The organism is Stappia indica (genome assembly GCF_020177335.1).
GTDB classification, from domain to species: domain Bacteria; phylum Pseudomonadota; class Alphaproteobacteria; order Rhizobiales; family Stappiaceae; genus Stappia; species Stappia indica_B.
Genome location: NZ_JAIVMG010000014.1, coordinates 104,532 through 126,118 on the forward strand (window position 1 = coordinate 104,532; position 21,587 = coordinate 126,118).

A 21,587-nucleotide genomic window follows, 5' to 3' on the forward strand; every position below is an offset into this window, starting at 1 on the left:
GGGCGGTCGCCTGGACGGACGGAAACGCCGCGAGATCGACCCTAGTTAGACCATGAGTCTTAACAGCAATACTGCGTCTTGCCTGCCAAAGGGCTCCGGGCGGCAGCCGTAGCGGGAAACAGGAGAGCTAGCCCCGGCGCTCCACCTCCTCCATCGCCAGCGCCGTCAGCACCGGAACCGTCTGGCCGTAGCGCAGCGCCGTGTCCGCATTGGCGGCATTGCCATCCAGATAGCGGCGATAGATGCCCTGCAGGATGGCGGCGAGCCGGAAGAAGGAAAATGCCAGATGGAAGGTCCAGCCCTCGATACGGGCCAGTCCGCGCCGCCGGCAATAGGCGGCGAGATAGGTCGCCTCGTCGGGAATGCCCAGCGCACCCCGGTCGATGCCGCCGAGCCCCTTGAACACCCCGTCATTGGGCAAACGCCACTGCATGCATTGATAGGCGAGATCGGCGTAGGGGTGGCCCAGCGTCGACAGCTCCCAGTCCAGCACCGCGCGGATCGCCAGCGTCTCGGGGTCGAAGATCAGATTGTCGATCCGGTAGTCGCCATGGACAAGGCTCACCGTCCCGTCATCCTTGGGCAGATGCCGGTCCAGCCAGGCGATCAACCGCTCCATGTCCCGGTTCTCACCGGTCTCGCTCGCCCGGTACTGACGCTGCCAGGTGGCGAATTGGCGGGCGAAATAGTTGCCCGGCCGGCCGTAGTCCGACAGCCCGACGGCGGCGATGTCGACATCGTGCAGATCCGCCAGCACCATGACCATGGCGTCATAGACCCGGCCACGCTCGGCCGGGGTCTTGTCCGGCAGTGCAGGGTCCCAGAAGACGACGCCCTCCACCCGCTGCATGACGATGAAACGGCGGTCGAGCCACGCATCCTCACCGCCGCTCAGCAGCATCTCCGGCACCGGCACGCGGGAGCCGTGCAAGGCCTGCATCACCCGGAATTCGCGGTCGACCGCATGCGCCCCCTTCAGCCGCTTGCCGGCCGGCTGCACCCGCAACACCGCTTCGCCGCCGGAACCGCGCGCCAGGAAGGTCGGGTTGGACTGACCGCCGCCGAACGGGACGATGGTCACCCCGCGCCCGAGCGCCGGCAACCACTCTTCCAGCAGCGGCGCGAGGGCCGCGACATCGCCGGGAACCGCGCTCATGCCGCCGCCCGCGCCTTCAGCATCTGCCGCGCCAGCGCATCCTGATGCACCTCGTCCGGACCGTCGGCGATGCGGATGGTCCGGGCATAGGCGAAGGCGGCGGCGAGGAAGGTGTCCTGCGACACGCCCGCCGCCCCATGCACCTGAATCGCCCGGTCGATCACCGTCTGTGCCATCTGCGGGATCACCACCTTGGCCATGCCGATCAGATCACGCGCGTCCTTGTTGCCAAGCCGGTCCATCTTGTCCGCCGCTGCCAGCGCCAGAAGCCGGGCCTGCTCGATCTCGCACATGGAGAGGGCAATCTGCTGGCGCACCACCCCCTGATCGGCGAGCGGCTTGCCGAAGGCCCGGCGCGCCAGCACCCGGTCGCACATCAGCTCCAGCGCCCGCTGGGCGGCGCCGATCAGCCGCATGCAATGATGAATGCGCCCCGGCCCGAGCCGGCCTTGCGCGATCTCGAAGCCCCGGCCCTCGCCGAGCAGCAGGTTGTCCGCCGGCACCCGGACATTGTCGAACAGGATTTCCGCATGTCCGTGCGGCGCGTCATCGGCGCCAAACACGTTGAGCGGGCGCACCAATGTCACTCCCGGCGTGTCGAACGGCACCAGGATCATCGACTGCTGCTTGTGCCGTTCCGCCTCCGGATCGCTCTTGCCCATGACGATCAGGATGCGGCAGCGCGGATCGGGGGCGCCGGTGGCCCACCACTTGCGGCCGTTGATGACGTAATGATCGCCATCGCGCAGGATCGAGGCTTCCACATTGGTGGCGTCCGACGAGGCGACCGCCGGCTCGGTCATGCAGAAGGCGGAGCGGATCTCGCCGGCGAGCAGCGGCGTCAGCCATTTCGCCTTCTGCGCCTCGGTGCCATATTTGATCAGCACCTCCATGTTGCCGGTGTCCGGCGCATTGCAGTTGAACACCTCCGGGCCGATGATCGAGCGGCCCATGATCTCCGCCAGCGGCGCGTAGTCGCAATTGTTGAGCCCGGCGCCATGCTCCGGATAGGGGCACCACAGGTTCCACAGACCCTCCGCCCTGGCGCGCGCCTTCAACTCCTCCATCACCGGCGGGATCGTCCAGCGGTCCTTGCTGCTGTCGACGAAGCGGTGATAGTCGGCCTCGGCCGGGATGACATGCGCCTCCATGAAGGCGGATACCCTGGCCTCCAGGTCCTCGACCTTTGCGCTGTGGACGAAATGCATTCAAACCCCCGAAAGTAATGTACCGCCGTCGACGGTCAAAGTGGTTCCAGTCATGAAACTGCCCGCCTGCGAGGCGAGCAGCAGCAACGGCCCGTCGAGCTCGCTCAACCGGCCCAGCCGCCGCGGAAACAGCTTGCCGATCAGCGCCTGGCCGGCGTCACTGTCGAAAAAATCTGAGTTGATATCGGTCTTGAAATACCCCGGCGCGATGGCGTTGACGCGAATGCCGTACCGCCCCAACTCCCGGGCCATGGCCCGGGTCAGGTGCAACACCCCGGCCTTCGCCGCCGCGTAATTGGTCTGGGTCGGCTGCACCGCAAGCCCGAGGATCGAGGCGATGTTGACGATCGATCCGCCCCGTTCGCCGGCAACCATCGCCCGGGCCACAAGCTGCCCGGCGCGCCACAGGCCGGTCAGATCCGTGTCGACCACCGCCGCCCAGTCCTCTTCCGACATGTCGAGAAACCGTTCGGTGCGGGCAATGCCGGCGTTATTGACCAGAACATCGATCCGCCCGTGCCAGTCGGCGATGCCGGCAACCGCCGCCTCCAGCGCCGACCGGTCGGTGATGTCGGCCGGCGCGCAGCGCACATCGATGCCGTCAGCGCGCAAGGGCGCGGCCACCGCCTCCAGTTTCTCACCGTTGCGAGCGATCAGCGCCACCGCCGCGCCCGCCTCCCCCAGCGTGCGCGCGAAATGCGCCCCAAGACCGGAGGAAGCTCCGGTCACGACGGCAACCCGTCCGGTCAGATCCAGCAATGTCATATGGCTGCTCCCACGACGAAGGCGGCGATGGTGGTGGTCGATCCGCCGATGTTGAGAAGCCCGACCCGCCGCGCGCCCTCCACCTGGCAGGCGCCGGCCCGGCCGGTCACCTGGCGGTAGCCATCGAGCATCATCCGCACGCCGGTCGCCCCGACCGGATGGCCGAGCCCGATCAGGCCGCCGGAGGGATTGACCGGCAAGCGGCCATCGGCGGCGATCACCCCTTCTTCAATCGCCTTCCAGCTTTCCCCCGGCGCGGTGATGCCGAAACTGTCGATGGCGGCATATTCGGTCATGGCGAAACAATCATGGGTCTCGATGGCGTCGAGCGCGAAGACATCGCCGACCCCGGCCCGGCCGAAGCACTCGGCGATGGTCTTTTGCACCTGAGGCAGAACGTAGCGCGTATTCCGCCCCTCCTTCAACTTATCGGAGAGAAGCATCGGTGCGGTGCGATGGCCCCAGCCCTCGATCCGGGCAAGGTCCGACAGCTTCAGCCCACGCTTTTCGGCATAGGCGCGCGCGCGTTTGGCGGAGGCGAGAAAGACGGTGGCGGCGCCATCTGTCACCTGGCCGCAATCGTTGCGCCGCACCCGCCCCTCGATCACCGGGTTCGCCTCGTCATGCTCGGTGAAGCTTTCCGGCGTGAACGACCAGTTGCGCGTCTGCGAAAAGGGATTGCGGCGGCCGTTCTCGTAGTTGATCCGGGCGATCTCGCCGAGATGGGCATAGTCGACCTCGCCGTATTTCTCCGAGTAGGCATCGATCAGATCGGAAAAGGCGGCGGGCCAGAGGTAGCGGGCATCGGTCCATTCCCGCCCATGCCAGGCGGCGGCACCGAGATGTTCGGCCGCCGTCTGGCCGGGCACGTTGCGCATGTATTCAACGCCAAGGACGCAGGCGAGGTCGTAGCGCCCGGCCTCGATCTCCGCCATGGCGGAGAGCACGGCCATGGAGCCGGAGGCGCAGGCCGCCTCGTGCCGGCTGGTCGGCACGCCGGAAAGGTCCGGATGGAGCGAGGCGAAAATGCCGCCGAGCTGCCCCTGACCGCAGAACAATTCGCCGGTGAAATTGCCGATATGCGCGGTCTCGATCTCGGATGCATCGAGGCCGGTGGCCTCCAGCCCCTGATGCAGCGCCTCCGCCATCATGGCGTCGATGCCGAGCCCCTCCCGCGCCCAGTTGCGGGCAAAGTCGGTCTGGGCGCCGCCGAGAATATAGACGCCGCCCGCCCCGTTCCCTTCTGCCTGGTCCCGTTCGCGTGTTGCCTGAGATGTCATGTCGTCAAACCTCCAGCCATGCCTTGCGGATCGTCTCATCAGTGCGCAATTCGTCGGGGCTCCCTTCAAACACGGTGCGACCATGGCCCATCACATAGACCCGGTGGGCGATCCGCATTGCGATGGTCAGCTTCTGCTCCACCAAGAGGATCGCCACGCCGCGCCGAGCGATTTCGGCCAAGAGATCACCGACCTGCTCGACGATCAGCGGTGCCAGCCCCTCGGTCGGCTCGTCGACGATCATCAGCGCCGGACCGCTCATCAAGGCCCGGCAGATCGACAGCATCTGCTGTTCGCCGCCGGAGAGCACCTCCGCATGGGTGGCACTGCGCCGCCGGAGCGAGGGGAACAGCTCGTACACCTCCTCAAGCTGCCAGCTGCGGGCACTCGCCGCCCCATGCCGGCCAAGCAGGAGGTTCTGCTCCACCGTCAGCCCGGGAAACACCGCCCGCTCCTCCGGCACATAGCCGAGGCCGAGCCGGGCGACCCGATGCGGTTCAAGACCGATGGTCTCGCGCCCGCGCACCCGGATGCTGCCCTGGCGTTCGACAATGGCCATCACCGCCTTGCACAGGGTGGAGCGGCCGACGCCATTGCGCCCGAGCAGCGCGACGATCTCGCCCTCGCCCACATCGAGATCGACCCCGTGCAGCACATGGCTGAGGCCATAGAAGGCGTGCACGCCGCGCAGGCTGAGGATCGGCGCGCTCATGCCTCCGCTCCCAGATAGGCTTCGCGCACCGCCGGATCCTGGCGGATCTCCTCCGGCGTGCCGGTGGCGATGATCTGGCCATAGACAAGCACCGAAACCCGGTCGGCCAGGCTGAACACCACGTTCATGTCATGCTCCACCATCATCACCGTGCGCCCCACCGCCACCTTGCGCAGGAAGCCGGCGAACTGCTCCACCTCATTGTGGTTCATGCCCGCGGTCGGCTCGTCGAACAGAAGAACCCGGGCGTCGCCGGCAATGGTCATGCCGACCTCCAGCGCCCGCTGCTCCGCATAGGACAGGTTGCCAGCCTTCTCCCCTGCCCGTGCCGACAGGCCGATCTCGTCGATCAGCCGCTCCGCCTCCGCGCCGATCCGGCGATAGCCGGAGGCCCGCCGCCAGAAGCAGTAGCCCGCCCGGCCCGGCCACATCAGCGCGCAGCGGATGTTCTCGAACACGCTCATCTCGTTGAAGATGTTGGTGATCTGGAAGGAGCGCGACAGGCCCAGCCGATTGATCCGGTAGGGCCGCATCCCCGAGATATCCGTGTCGCCGAGCAGGATCTTTCCGGAGGTCGGGGCAAACCGTCCCGAAATCAGGTTGAAGAAGGTGGACTTGCCGGCCCCATTCGGCCCGATCACCGCATGGAAGCTGCCTTCGCGCACATCGAGCGAGATGCCGCGAATGATCTGGGCGGCGCCGAAATCCTTGTGCAGATCGCGAATGGAAAGCGCGGGCGCGGAAGCGGTCATCATGAGCCCTCCTCCACCATCGGCGCGGCAACCACTTGCGGCCGCCGTCCGCCGCGCCGGGCCCGCAGCACCAGCGCCGCCGACAGGGCACATGCCCCCAGCGCCAGCGCCCACACGCCCCAGTTCGTGGCATCGACATCGCGCCAGAACAGGCGCAGCGGATCGCTCGGGTCGAAGCTGTTGGACAGGTGATAGCTCAGCTCCACCAGCATCACCCCGCCGACAAGGCCAGAGAGCACCGCCGGGCCCCAGACCAGCGCCCGGCGCAGGCAGCTGGCCGGACCGTGGCGGCGCAGTGCCCCGGGCAGTCCGGCCAGGATCCCGGTCAGCCCGCGCGGTGCGAACAGGATGATCGCCAGGAACAGAAGACCGTAATAGAACAGCCAGGCATCGGTGATCCGCGCCAGGTTGAGCTCCAGGAGCAGCACCACGAAGGCACCGACCACCGGCCCCAGCACATAGGTGATGCCGCCGAGATAGGTGGCGATCAGCACATTGGCCGAGGTGCGCAGGCCGAACACCTCCGCATTGGCGATCTCGAAGGTGAGCGCGAACAGGCTGCCGGCAAGTCCGGCGAAGGTGCCGGCGATGCAGAATTGCAGGAAGCGGATCCAGTAGGGATCGTAGCCGAGGAACTCCACCCGCTGCGGATTGTCCCGCACCGCATTCGCCATCCGGCCAAGCGGGCTGCGCGACAGGAACACCATCAAGGCGACGCTGACCAGAGCCCAGACCAGCACCAGCAGATAGATCTCCGAGGGCCGCCCATAGCCAAGACCCGTCAAGGTGACATCCACCATCCGGTCGGTGGAGACCCCCTGTTCGCCGCCGAAGACGCTCGGAAACACCATGGCGGCGGCGGTGATCAGCTCGGCCATGCCCAGCGAGATCATGGCGAAGGTGGTGCCCGCCCGGCGCACGGAGACAAGCCCCAGCACGGCGGCCATCGCCAATCCGGCGAGCGCGCCGCCAAGCGGTACGAATTCCAGGGGCAGCGCCAGCGCACCGCCGCCGATCGCCGTGATCAGATAGAGCGCGGCAAAGACGCCGCCGCCGAAATAGACCGCATGGCCGAAGGACAGGAGCCCGGTCTGTCCCAGAAGCACATTGTAGGACATGGCGAAGGTCACCATCACCGCGAGCTGGGTCAGGAACAGGGTGAGAAACCGGCTGTCCGAGACCAGCGGCAACAGCAGCGCCGCGCTGAGGGCAAGAAGGCCCAAAAGCAGGAGAGAGATGGATCTGGTCATGTTTCGCGCGTCCCCAGAAGACCCCGAGGCCGCACGATCAAGAGCACCACGAGCAGGAGGTAGGGCAGGACCGGAGCAAGATTGGCCGGGGTAATCGTCCAGATTTCATGGAATGGGCCGGTCGCCTGCGGCGCCGCACCGCCAAGGCCCACCACCAGATCGGTCAGCGTGCCATCGAAGGCGACCATCAGCGTCTGCAGGATGCCGATGAGGATCGAGGCAAGGAAGGCGCCGAGCAGCGAGCCGAGCCCGCCGAAGACGACGATCACGAACAGGATCGTTCCCATCTGATGGGCCATGCCCGGTTCGGTGACGAGATAATTGCCGCCGATCACCCCGGCGAGACCGGCCAGCGCCACGCCGCCGCCGAACACCAGCATGAACAGGCGCGGCACATTGTGCCCAAGCGCCCACAAGACATCCGGATGGGACAGCGCCGCCTGCACCATCAGGCCGACCCGGGTGCGCTTCAACAGCGCCAGCAGGCCGAGGAACACCAGAACGGCGATGGCGAACATGAAGCCGCGATAGGCGGAATAGTCGATGCCACCAATGGAAAACAGCGGAAAATCAAGCGCCTCCGGGATGCGATAGGGCACCGGCTGACGGCCCCAGACAAGCCGCACCAGCTCCTCGATCAGGTAGGCAAGACCGAACGTGAACAGAAGCTCGGCCACATGCCCATGCCGGTGCACCACCCGCAGGCCGTAGCGCTCGACCGTGGCGCCGAGCAGCCCCACCAGGAGCGGTGCCAGCACCAGCCCCAGCCAGAAATTGCCGACACTGCTCAGTTGAAAGGCGAAATAGGCGCCCAGCATGAAGAAACTGGCATGGGCGAAATTGAGCACGCCCATCAGGCTGAAGATCAGCGTCAGCCCGCTGGCCAGCATGAACAGCAACATGCCGTAAAGCAGACCATTGACCACGGCAAAGGCGAAAGTATCCACCCGCAAAGCCTCCCCAAGGGCGGGTTGCCTCTCCTTTTCAAGAGGGACGCAACCCGCAGAGTCCAGTCAGATCGGTGAAACGGGCGCCTATGGGCGCTTCACCTCACAGGTGGAATCGTCGGAAAGCCGATCGGCGTTCACGGTCATGACCGTCTTCCAGCCAAGGCCGGTTCCTTCGGAATCGTTGGTGATCCCCTCGCCGGTGAAGACCGACATGAACAGCGGGTGGAACAGCTGGTGATCGGACGCCCGCATGGTCATCTTGCCGGTGGGACCGTCGAACGCGGCCCCGGACAGGGCTTCGGCCACTGCCTTGGGGTCGGTCGAGCCGGCCGCCTCGATGGCCTCGGCCAGCATCTGCATCTGCACCAGGATCTGAACGTAGTAGAGATCCTCGCCGTATTTCTCCTGGAACCCGGAGACCAGTTGGCCCGCCGCCGCGTTGTTCTGCTCCACCGGAACGTCCGGATGCCAGGGCGCGGCATCGTAGACCCGGCCGACGCCCGCCGCGCCGATCGCGGTCGGCGTGCCGAAGGTGCCCGAATACTGGGTGAAGAACTTGGCGTCGAGGCCGGCGCTGTTGGCCGCCTTGATCAAAAGCGTCAGATCGGCGCCGAAGTTGCCAGTCACCACCGCATCCGCGCCGGCGGCCTTGATCTTGGCCACATAGGGGGTGAAGTCCTTGACCTTGCCGAAGGGATGGAACTCATCGCCGACGATCTCGATATCGGGACGCTTTTCCGCCAGCATCTCCTTGGTGTAGCGGCTGACCTCATGGCCGTGGCCATAGTCCTGACCGATGATGTAGACCTTCTTGATGCCCTGGTCGGCGGCGATCAGATCGGTCAGGCCGGCCTGCTTCATGCCCGAATGGGCCTCGAAGCGGAACATGTAGAAATTGCACTTGTCGCGGGTCAGCGACGGATCGGCGGAACCGTAGTTGAGATAGAGCACCGGGTCGTCCGGATTGCGCCGGTTGTGTTTGTTGACCGCATCGGCCAGCGCCAGCGCAATGCCCGAGCTTGTCGCCTGGGTGATGATGCGAATGCCCTGGTCGAGCGCCTCCTGAAAGGCGATCACCGTCTCCTGGGCGCTCGCCTTGTTGTCGAAGCGCACCACTTCGAAGGTCTTGCCGCCAAGAACACCGCCAGCCTCGTTCACCAGATCGGCGCCGAACTGCACATGCTTGCCGTTGACGACGCCCACATTGGAAAACGTCCCCGAAAACGGGTCGATATGGCCGATGCGAATGCTTTCCGCCTGCGCCGCCCCCACGGCCAGGCTACTGACGGCCAGAGCCGCCCAAAATACCGAATGCTTCATGATTTCCTCCCAATCATAGGCATTCCTCGCTATCAAATGTCGAACGGTCGTTCAAGTTAAATGTTGAGAACCTCACCATTCCTTGCAATAAATTACCCGAAATCGCGGAGTTCTCGGTCAATCGAGAAACACCCTATCGATTTTGGGAGGAAATAAATGGAACGATCATTCAGTTTTTCGGATGACGGGGCTTCGGCCATCGTCACCGGTGCGGCATCGGGGCTCGGCCAGGCGACCGCCCTCAAGCTGCATCAGGCGGACTACCGGGTCACCGCCGTCGATCTCGATGCCGAGGCGCTGCGCGCCGCGCTGCCCCATGAGGGTATCGAGACCGCCGCGTGCGATGTCTCCCACGCCGAAGGCGCCGAACGCCTGTTCGCCGACCATGCGGCGCGCTGGGGCGCCGCGCGGATTCTGGTCAACTGCGCCGGCATCGCCGCGCCCGGTGCCACCTTGCGCCCGGACGGCCCCATGCCGCTCGACGAATTCCGCAAGGTGCTGGAGGTCAATCTGATCGGCACCTTCAATTTCATCCGCCTCGCCGCCCGGCAGATGCAGGGCGCGGAGCCGGATGCGGATGGCGAACGCGGCGTGATCGTCAACACCAGTTCGGTCGCCGCCTTCGACGGCATGGTCGGCCAGGCCGCCTATTCCGCCTCCAAGGGCGGTGTTGCCGCCATGACGCTGCCGCTTGCCCGCGAACTCGGAAAATACGGCATCCGCGTCATGGCCATCGCCCCGGGCGTGTTCTCAACGCCGATGGTACACGGCATGCCGGACCGGTCCCGCGATGTGGTCACCGCCCTGCGCCCGCCCTTCCCCGACCGGCTCGGCACACCGGCGGAATTCGCCGGACTGGTGATGGCGATCATCGAAAATCACCTGCTCAACGGCGAAGTGATCCGGCTCGACGGCGGCATTCGCCTGCCGCCGCGCTGATCCGGCACCCGAGGGAGGAGACCCGACCATGCAGAGTACCCAGCATACCGAAGCCTACGCCCCGTCGATTGCCGGCGAGCGTTTCGTCGTCCCCGAAACCGTCAACACCACCCGCCGGGAGTGTCACTTCGGCCACCGGCTGTTTGCCTGCCTCGACCGCCGTCCGCAGCGGTTCGACGATCTGTTGCGCAACGCCGCCCGCGACTTTGGCGGCAACGAAGCGCTGGTCTGTGGCGATGAGCGCCTGAGCTATGCAGAATTCGACGCGGCCGTCAGCCGGGTCGCCAACGGGCTCACCGCCGCCGGGATCTCTCCCGGCGAGCGGGTCGGCATCATGCTCGGCAATGGCATCGACTTCTTTTTCGCCATCATGGGCGCGGTCCGCATGGGGGCGATTGCCGTGCCCATGAGCGTCAAGATGAGCGCGCCGGAAACCGGCTACATCCTCAACCACTGCCAGGCAGCGGCACTGATCACCGGCAGGGACATCCTGCCCCGCATCCCGCCCGCCGCCGAGTGCCCCTCCTTGCGCCACATCTGGGTGGCCGGCGATGGCGAGACCACCGAGGCCGCCCCCGCCGGCATGACCGCTTTCCCCGAGTTGCTCGCGGCCGATGACGCACCTCCGCCGCCGGTCGGCAGTGAGGATGACACCATCTTCCTGTTTTACACTTCCGGTACGACCGGCAAGCCCAAGGGCGCGCGGATCGCCAATATCAACATCGTCCATTCCGCCCTGCAATACGCCTATGCCATCGACCTGAAACCGGGCCAGCGCGGCCTGCTGGCCATCCCCGGCGCACATATTTCCGGCTTCATGGCGCTTTACACCAACATGCTGTCGGTCGCCGGCGCCACGGTGATCCTGCCGGACTACCGCACCGCCGAGGTGCTGGAGGTGATGAAGCGCGAGGCGATCACCTTCACCGTCTTCGTACCCTCGATCTACCAGTTGATCCTGATGCATGCCGATTTCGATGCCAGCGCCTTCGGCGCCTGGCGCACCGGCATCTTCGGCGGCGGCATCATGCCGCCGGCCACCGTGCAGCGGCTCGGCGAGGTGTTGCCGGACCTGCGGCTGATCAACGCCTATGGCGCGACGGAAACCACCTCGCCGGTATCGATCATGCCCGCCTTTGCCAGCCGCGACCGGCCGGCCAGCGTCGGCCTTCTGGTGCAATGCGCCGAGGCGGTGGTGATGGACGACGCCGGCAAGGAAGTGGCGCGCGGGGAAAGCGGCGAACTGTGGGTGCGCGGTCCGATGGTCGTGCCCGGCTACTGGGCGGATCCGGAGCAGACCGCCCGCGCCTTCATCGACGGATACTGGCGCACCGGCGATGTTGTCAGCATGGACGCCGAGGGCTACCTCTATATCCACGACCGCAAGAAGGACATGATCAACAAGGGCGGCTACAAGGTCTTCAGCGCCGAGGTGGAAAACGCACTGGTGGCGCTTGAAGGTGTGGTGGAATGCGCGGCCGTACCGGTGGCCGATCCGGTGATGGGCGAGCGGGTCTGCGTCTTCGTCACCTGCCGGCCCGGCGAGACGGACGAGGCCGCGCTGCGCCGCCATGCGACCGCGACCCTGGCCGACTACAAGCAGCCGGATTTCTATCTGGTCGGCGCCGAGCCCCTGCCGCGCAACCCGAACGGCAAGGTGCTCAAGGCCCCGCTGGCCGAAAAGGCCAGGGTCTTTGAAGGGAAAAGAGCCTGAGATGACGAAAGAGCCCGAATGGACCGAGGCGATCGCCTTCGATGACGAGCCTCGGCGGCAGGACAGTGGTCAGCTGCGCGCCGCCGAGACCCGCACCCGCATCATCGAGGTCGCCGAAAGCCTGTTCGCCCGCCGCAGCTTCGCCTCCGTGTCCCTCAGGGAGATCACCACCGAGGCCAATGTGGCGCTGGCGGCAGTCAATTATCACTTCGGCAGCAAGGAGGGGCTGTTCAAGGCGGTGTTCCTGCGCCGGGCGCGGGATCTCAATCGCGAACGGGCCCAGCTTCTGCAAGAGGCAGAGGCGCGCTCGGAAACCGGCATCGTGCCGCTGCGCGAGGTGCTGACCGCCCTGCTTGGCCCCGGCATCCGCTGGTCCTTCGACCCGGGCGGGCGCGGCCTCTTCATCCAGTTCCTGATCCGCTGCCAGGTCGACCGCGCCTCACCGCTCTACGACCTGTTCTACCGGGATGTCGGCCATCTGCGCCGCTTCATCCCCTACCTGCAAAAGGTCCTGCCGGAGTTGAGCGCCGAGGAAATCCACTGGCGCCTGCATTTCACCCTCGGCACCCTGCATTACACCATCACCGATCTGCAGCGGCTGGAGCATATCTCCGAGGGGATCTGCGACATTTCCCAGTATGAACCGGTGCTGGAGCGCATCGTCTCCTTCGCCGAGGCGGGCTTTCGCGCCCCGGCCCGGCCGCACCGATAGCCCCCGAAGTCGGGCGAACGGCGCTACTGCCCCGGCGCCAGCGCCCGTGCCGCCAGCGCCGGCCAGTTCGCCAGCAGTGCCTTGCGCGCGCGGATGCCGGGCGAGCCCTTCTGCCGTGTCTCATCCTGCGCCAGTCGGGCGAACACCAGCGTCCGCCCGTCCTTTTCCGCCCAGCCCACGTACCAGCCCCAACCGCGCGCCCGGTCGAAGCTGCCATCCTTCCGGCGCGGAAAGGCGCCGCCGGTCTTGCCCTTGAGCGCCCAGCCATCGCCTGGCTCGGCAGGCTGAACGATCCGCCGGGTCATCTCCATCGCCTGGGCGGAGACCGGAAGCCGTCGATTGACCAGCTTGTCCAGAAAGGCGATCTGTTCCAGTGGCGAGATCGTCAGCGAGGAGGCGATCCAGGACCGCTCCAGCCCGTTGTCCTTGCCCGGATCGCCGGAGAGGTCCGCGTTGCCATATTCGAACGCGGCCGCATAGCGGTGCAGCCGCTCGGCGCCGAGAAAGCCGGTGATCTGCTGCGAGAACCAGACGACCGAATAGCGCATCCAGCGGGCCGGATCCGTCGGCTGGGTCCAGGCCTTGCCGCCCCAGGCGACATAGCCCTCGCGATAGGGAAGCTTTGGCGCCGTCTCATCCTGAAGAAAGCCGGCATCGAAGCCCATCAGGCTGAGGGGGATCTTGAAGGTCGAGGCCGGCGTAACCCGCGCGCCGCACGCCTCCCCCTCCTGCAGCAGAATGCGGCCATCACCCGCATCGGCAATCACCGTGCACAGGGTCTTGGCGCGCACCCCCGGCGTCATCGCGGCCACCCCCGACAGACCGATCAGCAGGGCAAGGGCGGTGCGGGGAAAAGCTCTCATGTCGGGATCCTGTTCGGGGCGCACGCGGCATGGCGCACGAGGCTGCGCAAAGACGGGCGACAACTATCGCGTGACGCCCCGCCGTCGGCAAGACCTCGGCGGGCAATCCGGGGCCACCACGACACGCCCCGTCGGCGCCGCGTGCCCATCCGGGATCGGAGGAAAGCGGGCGCGACTCGCGGATTGAAAATTGATTTTTCGCCGGGGTTTGTTATCAACGTCGGAGAGCGGCTGTCGCAAGGTCCCGTAGCTCAGCAGGATAGAGCATCAGATTCCTAATCTGAGGGTCGCAGGTTCGAATCCTGCCGGGATCACCATTTTCTTGTTTATTTTCAAACGCTTGAAAATCAATCTTTTCCAGATCACGCGCCGATATCACACTCACATCACGGAGCGTCAGATCACAATCGTGATGATGACGATCACCAAACGGCGGAATTTCGCCGTTTTTGGCGGCATTGTAGTATCGACGCCAATCCTCCATCTCTTCGCGGGCATCCGCAACGGTGTGGAGCCAATGGACGTTGAGGCATTCCGTCTGGAACTCGCTATTGAAGGCTTCGATGAAGCCATTGTCCGTTGGTTTGCCCGGCCGCGAGAAGTCGAGTGTGACATCGTTCGCACACGCCCAGAGATCAACGTCGCGGGAGGTGAACTCGTTCCCGTTGTCGACCGTGACCGTCTTGGGATAGCCGATCTTGCCGCACACCCGTTCCAACGGCTCGACCACCTCCTCGCCGCAGTAGGTGAGCCGGGGATCAGACGCCGGACAATAACACATCTTCCGAAAGTACGGGTATCCTCCTGATGGCACTCTTTCTCGCCAACGAACTGACGCCCTAGAAGATTCGCTAATCAGCGCCTCGGCCGGCCGCCGCTAAAAGCCGCGTGGATCACCCACGGGTGGCGACCAACCTCATTTCGCGACATGTTGCTTGCCATGGAGAGTCCTACGGTCGACGAGCGCGATACTACAGCACCTCCTGAGACCTATCTTCCCAACAAGAGTCGGCATGATCGTTGGGAAAGCCCCGGACCACGCCATAAAATTGCTATCAGGGTGTACCCTCGTCCCTCGGAAAGGCCTTGAGACAGGATTTCGCCGCATTGCGAATATGCAGGACACAGGCCGCTTCTGCCCGATCCGGATCTCGTGCCGCGATGGCGGAAACGATTTCGCGGATCTCCGAAATACTTTGCTCCAGACGTCCTGGCTGACTCATCGACGACATGCGCAGGAAAATGATCCTGTTCTGCAATCGCAAAAGGCTTTCCTGCACGAACTTGTTGCGACTTCCTGCCATCAAATAGCTGTAGAAACGCGTTTTTTCCTCGATCAGCCCATCGGCACCCAGGTTTTCGGCAGCGGTCGCAAAGCTTTCTGCGGCAGCCTTGAGCTGTTCGATCTCCTCCTCGGTTCCTGTGCGGGCGAATTCGCGACCGCAATAGCCTTCAAGCAGCTCGCGCATCCTGTAGAGCTGAGCAACCTCGCTTGCATCGAGAGTGCTCACGACAGGTCCGCGGTGCGGCAAGCTGGTGACGACGCCCTCAGCCTCGAGTTGTCGGATTGCTTCGCGCAACGAAGTACGGCTGACGTCCAGCATCTCGCAGAGTTCACGTTCGATCAGACGGTCGCCTGGCTTGAACATCCCCGTCGCTATGGCGCGGCGGAGATGTTCTTCGACCATCGACCGCAAGGTCGCACTTTTCTTCGGGATCCTGAGATCCATTTTGTCATTCATGATCGGTTGTCACCGGTGTAGGGACCATCGACCACTGTCCCTGATCGTTTCTTCAAAATCAGTCACCACCTATCTGCCCAACGCTTCAGGCAGATACAATATGATCTGCGGGAACAAAACGCACAACCCGAGCCCGAGCAACTGCAGCACTACAAACGGCACGATGCCCTTGTAAATTTCCCCGATTGTCATCTCGGGCGGAGCGATACCCCTGAGGTAGAAGAGGGAGTATCCGAAGGGCGGTGTCAGAAAAGAAGTCTGCATGTTGACCGCGATCAGGACCGCGAACCAGAGAACCGTGGTTCCGGAAGAATCGAAACCGAAATCCAGTCCGGACACGATGGGCGCCAGAATCGGAAGCACCACATAGCTGATTTCGATCCATTCAAGGAAAAAGCCCAACACGAAAATCACCAGCATGATGATGCCAAGAGTTGCGTACGGGCTGGTCGTCACCGCATTCAGTCCGAGTTCGATCATGTCGTGCCCGCCCACGCCGGTAAACACAGCCGTGAACACGGCTGCGGTCAGCGCGATCGCGATGATCATTGCGGTCGTCAGTGCGGTTTCCTTCACGCAGTCGCGCAGCACCTCCCACGTCAGTTTGCCAAGCGCCAAAGCTAGGAGCATGGCGCCCGCTGCTCCGATGGCGGCAGCTTCCGTCGGCGTGGCGATACCTGCAAGGATGGAACCCAAAACACCGACAATGAGAAGCACCGGCGCAACAAGATTCTTGATAAGATCCATCCAGACATTGCTGTCCGTATCACCCTCCACGTCGGCATCATAGGCCGGCGCGACATCCTTCAAGACATTGCTCACGACCAGAATGTACAGCAGATAAAGTCCGCCGAGCATCACACCGGGCAGGGCGGCGGCCAGGAAGAGGTCTCCGACCGAGATCTGCAGAATATCTCCGAGGAGCACCAGCATGATCGACGGCGGGATCAGGATGCCCAGGGTCCCCGCCGAGCAAACCGTGCCCGCGGCAAGCGCGGGGCTGTAGCGGCTCTTCATCATGACCGGGGTTGCCATCAGTCCGAGCATCACGACGGATGCGCCGACAATACCGGTACTGGCAGCCATGACGATACCGACCAACGTGACCGCAACGGCCAATCCGCCACGCATCCCTGCGAACAGCCGCTCGAGTGCGAGCAACAGGTTTTTCGCGATATCCGATCTCTCGAGCATAAGCCCCATGAAGACGAAGAGGGGCACCGCCATCAGCAGCCAGTTGGTCAGCGTCGCGGAAAACATCTTCGACACGACCGTGTTCAAATAGACGAACGGAATGTCGCTCAAGAGCCCGAACAGAATTCCGACACCGGCAAGAACGAACGCAACCGGATATCCCGAGAAGATACCGAAAATCAACGCCGCGATCATCATGATCGGTACGATGAACTCACTCATTTCATTGTTCCCTGTGGCCCGGGCCTGAACAGCGCGGAAAGCGTCGTCAACACCTGGCCAAGACCCGATAGTCCCAGCAGGAACAGACCGACCGGCAGAACGGCCTTGATCAGATAGCGATCCTGCAGCCCGCCGTAGTCCGATCCTTCGCCAGTGCGAAACGAAAACTCGACGAAGCCGAAGCTGATCCAGCCGATCACCGTGCAGAACGGCAGCAGCAGGAGAAGTCCGCCGATCAGCTCAACGACCAGTTTGAGGCGATCGGGAAGGCTGGCGTAGATCATGTCCACACGCACATGCCGCCGTTCTTCAACGGCATAAGCGAGGCAAAGCATGACCAGCATCGCAAACAGATGCCACTGCAGCTCGGCCAATCCAATGGCGGTGAATTCAGTCCCGAAAACCGGCAGATCCGCGGTCCACGACCCGAATTTCCCCCACCGCATTTTCGATGCGACGACCGAAAACAGCACAGCCCCTATCATCGGCAGGATCAACCATGCCGCGACGCGACCGGGGAACGCGGCTGCCAAAGACAGCACGCGCCCCGCTTTCTCTATCCGATCAAGCAACACCGGTCTCACCGATCACTCGGGAAAAGTCTGAAGGTCGGTCCAGATCTTCGCTTCCGCCAGATAGGCCTGCAGCGATTCATAGGCTTCGGCCACGAGCGGATCTTCGGCTACCAATTCCTTGATGACCTTGTCTGACGCCGCCTTGAGTTCTGACAGCACCTCATCCGGAAAACGCTTGGTTTCAACGCCCTCGGCGCGGAACTTCTCGATCTGACGGCCTTGCGGCTGCGGCGCGGCTGCGATCGACCAGAAGACCGTCGCACGACAGCCCAGAAGAACCTGCTGCTGCACGATTTTGTCGAAGCCGTTCCAGACATCCATATTGATCAGGAGAGACTGAAAGCTGCTCGGCTGGTGCCAGCCGGGAAAATAATAGTACTTCGCGACATCCGGGAAGCCGAGCGCTGAGTCGACCTCCGGCACCGAATACTCCGTCGCATCAATTCGGCCACGCTCAAGAGCGACGTAGATTTCGCCGCCGGGAATGAGCTGCGCGGATGCACCGACCTCGTTCAGAACCTTTCCGCCAAGGCCGGAAATTCTCATCTTGAGACCCTTGAGGTCCTCAACCGACTTGAGCTCGGTATTGAACCATCCGCCCGGTTCGGGAGGAGAAACGTGGCACGGCAAAAACTTGACGTTGAGCGGGTCATAGGCCTTCTGAACGATTTCAAGGCCACCGCCTTCCCACATCCACCCGGCAAAGAGGTCCGGCGTCGGACCGAACGGCATCGATCCCGCGAGCGCGGCGACCGGAATTGTGCCGCCCCAGTAGCCGACGAAGTCGTAACCGGCCGGAATTGCGCCCGAGCTGACCGAATTGAGCACCTCGAGCGGCGGGACCAGTTCGCCGGCGCCATGAACCTCAAGCTCGACAGCTCCGCCGGTCGCAAGCGCGACGTTCTCGGCGAGCTTCTCGGCACTGACACCGATGTAGGGCGCGTTCTTGGCAAATGTGCTCGCAACCATAAGCTTTTCTGCGACCGCACCGGTCGCAATGGCCTGCGCGATGACGAATGCACTCACAGCAGTGGCCTTGAGTCCGTGAAACTTCATGCTTCTTCCTCCTGTAGTTGATTATTTTGCCGACTATGTCCGCGCCTCTTCGAGGATCATGCCGGCAGCCTTTTCCGCGATCATCAGCGTCGAGGCATTGGTGTTCGCGGATGGCATGGAGGGCATGACCGACGCGTCGGCGACACGCAGGCCCTCCAATCCGTGCATGCGCAAGCGGTGGTCTACAACGCTTCCCGAAGCGTCTTTCGGCCCCATGCGCATTGTTCCGATCATGTGGTAGACCGTGGTTCCCTTTTGGCGCGCGAAGTCGAGCAGTTCGTCATCCCTCTCCAACGTCGCCTCCGGCGAGGTCTCGCGCGCAATGAAGCCGGACAGCGGCTGCGTCCTGAACAGGGCTTGGGCAATCCGCATCCCGCCAAGCAACGACGCCTGGTCCGTCTCATGGGTGAGATAGTTGGGCTGGATAGCCGGCGCGTCGAAAGGATCAGCGGACCTGATTTCCACGAAACCGAGGCTTTCCGGCCGCTGCTGCCACAGCCCGAGCGTCAGGCCCGGATGTTTGTCCAGAAGACCGACGACGCCTTCCCGGAAGCTGGCCGGAGAACAGGCGAACTCCAGATCGGGACGCGGCAATGCGGCACTCGAGCGGCAAAAGATGTGAACCAGCGACGGACTGACAGCCAGGAGATTGGGTTTACCCAGCACCCAACGCGCAATCTGTACCGCGAGAGCCGGCCCGCGAACCAACTCGTTTATCGTGCGAGCGCCCTTGACCTGAGACACCATCCGGACCGCATAGTGATCGCGCAGATTGCGTCCCACACCCGGCAGGGCGTGAACCGGCGTTATCCCGCGGGATTTCAACAACTGCTCGGGACCGATCCCCGACAGTTGGGCAATCTTCGGCGTATTGAGGGCACCGGCCGAAAGGATGACCTCGCGGCGCGCTTTGAGAGTTCTCGTCTCGCCGCGCGGCCCGCCCTTGCGATAATAAACGCCCTGCGCCCGGCCCTCCTCGATCAGGATGCCCGTGACCTGACAGGACGTCCTGATGGATACATGCCGACGCCCGCGCGCCTTTGACAAAAAGGCTCTGGCCGAACTGAACCGCCACCCCTTGTGGATTGTGCGCTGAAAATAGCCCGCGCCTTCCTGTGAGGCACCATTGTAATCTGGATTGCGCGGTATCTGCAGGTTTTCGGCAGCCGCGATCAGCGCTTCGCTGACGGGATGATGCCAATCGAGATCGGTGACGGGAATCTCCCCGTCGCGACCGCGATATCTGGGATCGCCCTCGCCTTTCCGACACTCCGTCTTGCGGAAGTACGGCAGGATTTCCTCATACGACCAACCTGGATTTCCCGCCTCGGCCCAGTCGTCATAGTCCCGCGCCTGACCTCGGACATAGTTGAGCCCGTTGATCGAACTCGACCCGCCCAGGACGCGCCCCTGCGGCAAGGAGAAACTCCGCCCGCCCACGCCGTCGCCCGGTTCGGACAAGAAGTTCCACGTCAAACGCCTAGAGTAGACATTCTTGATGTAACCGGCGGGAATGTGGATCAAGGGATTCAGATCCCTTGGGCCGGCTTCGAGCAGACAGACCGAGTGACCCGCCGCACTCAGCCGCTCGGTCAGGAGACAGCCGGCGGTACCGGCACCGACGATGACATAGTCGAACTGGTCAGCCATCGCGCGCCTCTGCGCCCGAGAGACAATCACCATTGCGCCGGGTCATGCGATGCCACCGAGGCAGACGTATTTCATCGTCAAGAAGTCATCGAGACCATATTTTGACCCCTCTTTCCCGAAACCTGACTGCTTGATACCGCCGAACGGAGCCACTGCGGTCGAGATCAAGCCGGTGTTCACACCGACCATTCCGAACGCGAGCCGTTCCGCCACACGCCAGACCCGGTTGAGGTTGTTCGCATAGAAATACGAGGCGAGGCCGAACTCCGTATCGTTGGCCATGCGCACAACTTCGTCTTCATCGGAGAAGCGAAACACCGGAGCGAGCGGCGCGAAGGTTTCTTCCGTGGCAACCAGCATGTCGGAGGAAAGGCCGGACAAAACGGTCGGCTGCACAAAGGTGCCCTGTGGCAAACGGGTTGGCGCACCGGTCAGAATACGCGCGCCTTTCTCCACTGCGTCCGCGATGTGGGTTTCAAACTTGTCGCAAGCAGCCTCGCTTATGAGTGGCCCGAGATCCGTCCGGGGATCCATACCCGACCCGACATTCAGCCGAGCGACCGCCTCCGTCAGCTTTTCCACGAAAACGTCGTGGACGCCGTCTTGCACATAGATACGATTGGTACAGACGCAGGTCTGGCCATTGTTCCGGAACTTCGACTGAATACACCCGTCCACCGCGGCATCGACATCCGCATCGTCGAAGACGATGAACGGCGCGTTTCCGCCCAACTCCATACTGAGCTTCATGATCTTGGGAGCGGCCTGCGCCATCAAAAGCCGTCCGACTTGCGTCGACCCGGTGAAAGTCAGCTTGCTGACCAGCGGATTCTCGCAAACCTCCGCACCGAAGGCGCGACTGTCCGATGTCGTGATGACGCTCAACACCCCCCGCGGCAAACCAGCCCGCTCTCCCAGCGCCGCCAGCGCCAGCGCGGACAAGGGCGTTTCCATCGCGGGCTTGAAGACAACCGCACAGCCCGCAGCCAGTGCCGGCGCGAACTTTCGACACGGCATTGCCGAAGGAAAGTTCCAGGGCGTGATTGCAGCGACAACACCAACTGGCTGTCGCAGGACCATGATCCGCGCGTCCTTGCGATGCGCCGGAATGGTATCCCCGTAGACCCGTCGCGCCTCTTCGGCAAACCACAGCAGATAGGACGCCCCATAGGTAATCTCGCCACGAGCTTCCTGCAATGGCTTGCCCATTTCCGCAGTGAGGATCCGGGCGAGATCTTCCTGATGCTTCATGACCAGGTCGTGGAAACGCCGCAAAACGTCGGCGCGCGTTTCTGCCGTCTCGTCAGCCCACAGTTTTTGAGCGGCATGAGCTGCATCGATGGCCTTGCGCGTGTCCTCACGCGACAGATCCGGCACGTGACGGATGATCTCGCCGCAAGACGGATCCGTTACTGCAAAGGTCCTTCCATCCGCCGCACTTACCCAGTCGCCCGCGATGAACGCCGTGTCGCGCAGCAATTCGGGAGAGGGGGACACCCCCTTGAATGTATAGCTCATGACTCATCC

At 63.7% G+C, this 21,587-nt stretch carries 19 protein-coding genes, 1 tRNA gene and 1 pseudogene; 4 read left to right on the top strand and 17 right to left on the bottom strand.

The features are described 5' to 3' along the window. Positions 1 to 127: 127 nt before the first annotated feature. The 9 genes from LC062_RS17665 to LC062_RS17705 all read right to left on the bottom strand — a co-directional run bounded on the left by LC062_RS17665 (position 128) and on the right by LC062_RS17705 (position 9,393). The gene (locus LC062_RS17665; protein ID WP_224912340.1) at positions 128 to 1,156 is read right to left on the bottom strand and encodes a phosphotransferase family protein; all 1,029 of its coding nucleotides are present in this window, start codon (positions 1,154 to 1,156) and stop codon (positions 128 to 130) included. Continuing rightward, the gene (locus LC062_RS17670) at positions 1,153 to 2,364 is read right to left on the bottom strand and encodes an acyl-CoA dehydrogenase family protein (RefSeq protein WP_224912341.1); all 1,212 of its coding nucleotides are present in this window, start codon (positions 2,362 to 2,364) and stop codon (positions 1,153 to 1,155) included. The genes LC062_RS17665 and LC062_RS17670 overlap by 4 nt, the downstream gene beginning before the upstream one ends. Next, positions 2,365 to 3,129, bottom strand: coding sequence for an SDR family NAD(P)-dependent oxidoreductase (locus LC062_RS17675; RefSeq protein ID WP_224912342.1), 765 nt, complete (start codon positions 3,127 to 3,129; stop codon positions 2,365 to 2,367). After that, a complete protein-coding gene (locus LC062_RS17680; RefSeq protein WP_224912343.1) occupies positions 3,126 to 4,409 on the bottom strand; it encodes an acetyl-CoA acetyltransferase in 1,284 nt (427 codons plus the stop codon). The genes LC062_RS17675 and LC062_RS17680 overlap by 4 nt, the downstream gene beginning before the upstream one ends. 4 nt (positions 4,410 to 4,413) lie before the next feature. After that, a complete protein-coding gene (locus LC062_RS17685) occupies positions 4,414 to 5,109 on the bottom strand; it encodes an ABC transporter ATP-binding protein (RefSeq protein WP_224912372.1) in 696 nt (231 codons plus the stop codon). A gap of 8 nt (positions 5,110 to 5,117) precedes the next feature. Continuing rightward, on the bottom strand, positions 5,118 to 5,873 hold the full coding sequence (locus LC062_RS17690; RefSeq protein ID WP_224912373.1) for an ABC transporter ATP-binding protein: 756 nt from the start codon (positions 5,871 to 5,873) through the stop codon (positions 5,118 to 5,120). Next, positions 5,873 to 7,123 (bottom strand): branched-chain amino acid ABC transporter permease, encoded by a 1,251-nt coding sequence (locus tag LC062_RS17695; RefSeq protein WP_224912344.1) that lies wholly within the window; start codon positions 7,121 to 7,123, stop codon positions 5,873 to 5,875. The genes LC062_RS17690 and LC062_RS17695 overlap by 1 nt, the downstream gene beginning before the upstream one ends. After that, positions 7,120 to 8,025, bottom strand: coding sequence for a branched-chain amino acid ABC transporter permease (locus LC062_RS17700; RefSeq protein WP_404829744.1), 906 nt, complete (start codon positions 8,023 to 8,025; stop codon positions 7,120 to 7,122). Before LC062_RS17700 ends, LC062_RS17695 begins: the two co-directional genes overlap by 4 nt. Before the next feature lie 132 nt (positions 8,026 to 8,157). Beyond that, positions 8,158 to 9,393 (bottom strand): branched-chain amino acid ABC transporter substrate-binding protein, encoded by a 1,236-nt coding sequence (locus LC062_RS17705; protein WP_224912346.1) that lies wholly within the window; start codon positions 9,391 to 9,393, stop codon positions 8,158 to 8,160. A gap of 156 nt (positions 9,394 to 9,549) precedes the next feature. On the opposite strand from LC062_RS17705, the gene LC062_RS17710 reads away from it, so the two are divergent. Genes LC062_RS17710 through LC062_RS17720 form a run of 3 tightly spaced genes read left to right on the top strand, consistent with a single transcriptional unit; the run spans position 9,550 to position 12,758 of the window. Then, positions 9,550 to 10,332, top strand: a complete 783-nt coding sequence (locus tag LC062_RS17710; protein WP_224912347.1) for an SDR family NAD(P)-dependent oxidoreductase — start codon at positions 9,550 to 9,552, stop codon at positions 10,330 to 10,332. 28 nt (positions 10,333 to 10,360) lie between these two features. After that, the gene (locus LC062_RS17715; protein ID WP_224912348.1) at positions 10,361 to 12,046 is read left to right on the top strand and encodes a class I adenylate-forming enzyme family protein; all 1,686 of its coding nucleotides are present in this window, start codon (positions 10,361 to 10,363) and stop codon (positions 12,044 to 12,046) included. Between the two features lies 1 nt (position 12,047). Then, entirely contained in the window at positions 12,048 to 12,758 is a 711-nt protein-coding gene (locus tag LC062_RS17720; RefSeq protein WP_224912349.1) for a TetR/AcrR family transcriptional regulator, read from the top strand. Positions 12,759 to 12,781: 23 nt separating this feature from the next. Here the strand turns inward: LC062_RS17720 and blaOXA are convergent, their stop codons facing one another. Continuing rightward, positions 12,782 to 13,621 carry a class D beta-lactamase gene (blaOXA, locus tag LC062_RS17725; protein WP_224912350.1) on the bottom strand — a complete coding sequence of 280 codons (840 nt, stop codon included), beginning with the start codon at positions 13,619 to 13,621 and terminating at the stop codon, positions 12,782 to 12,784. Positions 13,622 to 13,861: 240 nt separating this feature from the next. On the opposite strand from blaOXA, the gene LC062_RS17730 reads away from it, so the two are divergent. Then, a tRNA-Arg gene (locus LC062_RS17730) sits at positions 13,862 to 13,938 on the top strand. Between the two features lie 194 nt (positions 13,939 to 14,132). Here LC062_RS17730 and LC062_RS21585 read toward each other — a convergent pair. From LC062_RS21585 to LC062_RS17765, 7 genes and pseudogenes are all read right to left on the bottom strand, one after another. Further along, positions 14,133 to 14,402 (bottom strand): annotated as a pseudogene (locus LC062_RS21585) (integrase core domain-containing protein); the annotation flags it as partial. A gap of 274 nt (positions 14,403 to 14,676) precedes the next feature. Next, positions 14,677 to 15,363: a GntR family transcriptional regulator gene (locus LC062_RS17740; RefSeq protein WP_224912351.1), complete on the bottom strand. Its 687-nt coding sequence runs from the start codon at positions 15,361 to 15,363 to the stop codon at positions 14,677 to 14,679. Between the two features lie 69 nt (positions 15,364 to 15,432). Continuing rightward, on the bottom strand, positions 15,433 to 16,779 hold the full coding sequence (locus tag LC062_RS17745; protein ID WP_224912352.1) for a TRAP transporter large permease: 1,347 nt from the start codon (positions 16,777 to 16,779) through the stop codon (positions 15,433 to 15,435). Beyond that, positions 16,776 to 17,354 (bottom strand): TRAP transporter small permease subunit, encoded by a 579-nt coding sequence (locus LC062_RS17750; protein ID WP_224912353.1) that lies wholly within the window; start codon positions 17,352 to 17,354, stop codon positions 16,776 to 16,778. Before LC062_RS17750 ends, LC062_RS17745 begins: the two co-directional genes overlap by 4 nt. Positions 17,355 to 17,366: 12 nt before the next feature. Further along, a complete protein-coding gene (locus LC062_RS17755) occupies positions 17,367 to 18,410 on the bottom strand; it encodes a TRAP transporter substrate-binding protein (RefSeq protein WP_224912354.1) in 1,044 nt (347 codons plus the stop codon). Between the two features lie 33 nt (positions 18,411 to 18,443). Then, the gene (locus LC062_RS17760; protein ID WP_224912355.1) at positions 18,444 to 20,060 is read right to left on the bottom strand and encodes a GMC family oxidoreductase; all 1,617 of its coding nucleotides are present in this window, start codon (positions 20,058 to 20,060) and stop codon (positions 18,444 to 18,446) included. Between the two features lie 42 nt (positions 20,061 to 20,102). Further along, the gene (locus LC062_RS17765) at positions 20,103 to 21,578 is read right to left on the bottom strand and encodes an NAD-dependent succinate-semialdehyde dehydrogenase (RefSeq protein ID WP_224912356.1); all 1,476 of its coding nucleotides are present in this window, start codon (positions 21,576 to 21,578) and stop codon (positions 20,103 to 20,105) included. Positions 21,579 to 21,587 lie beyond the last annotated feature (9 nt).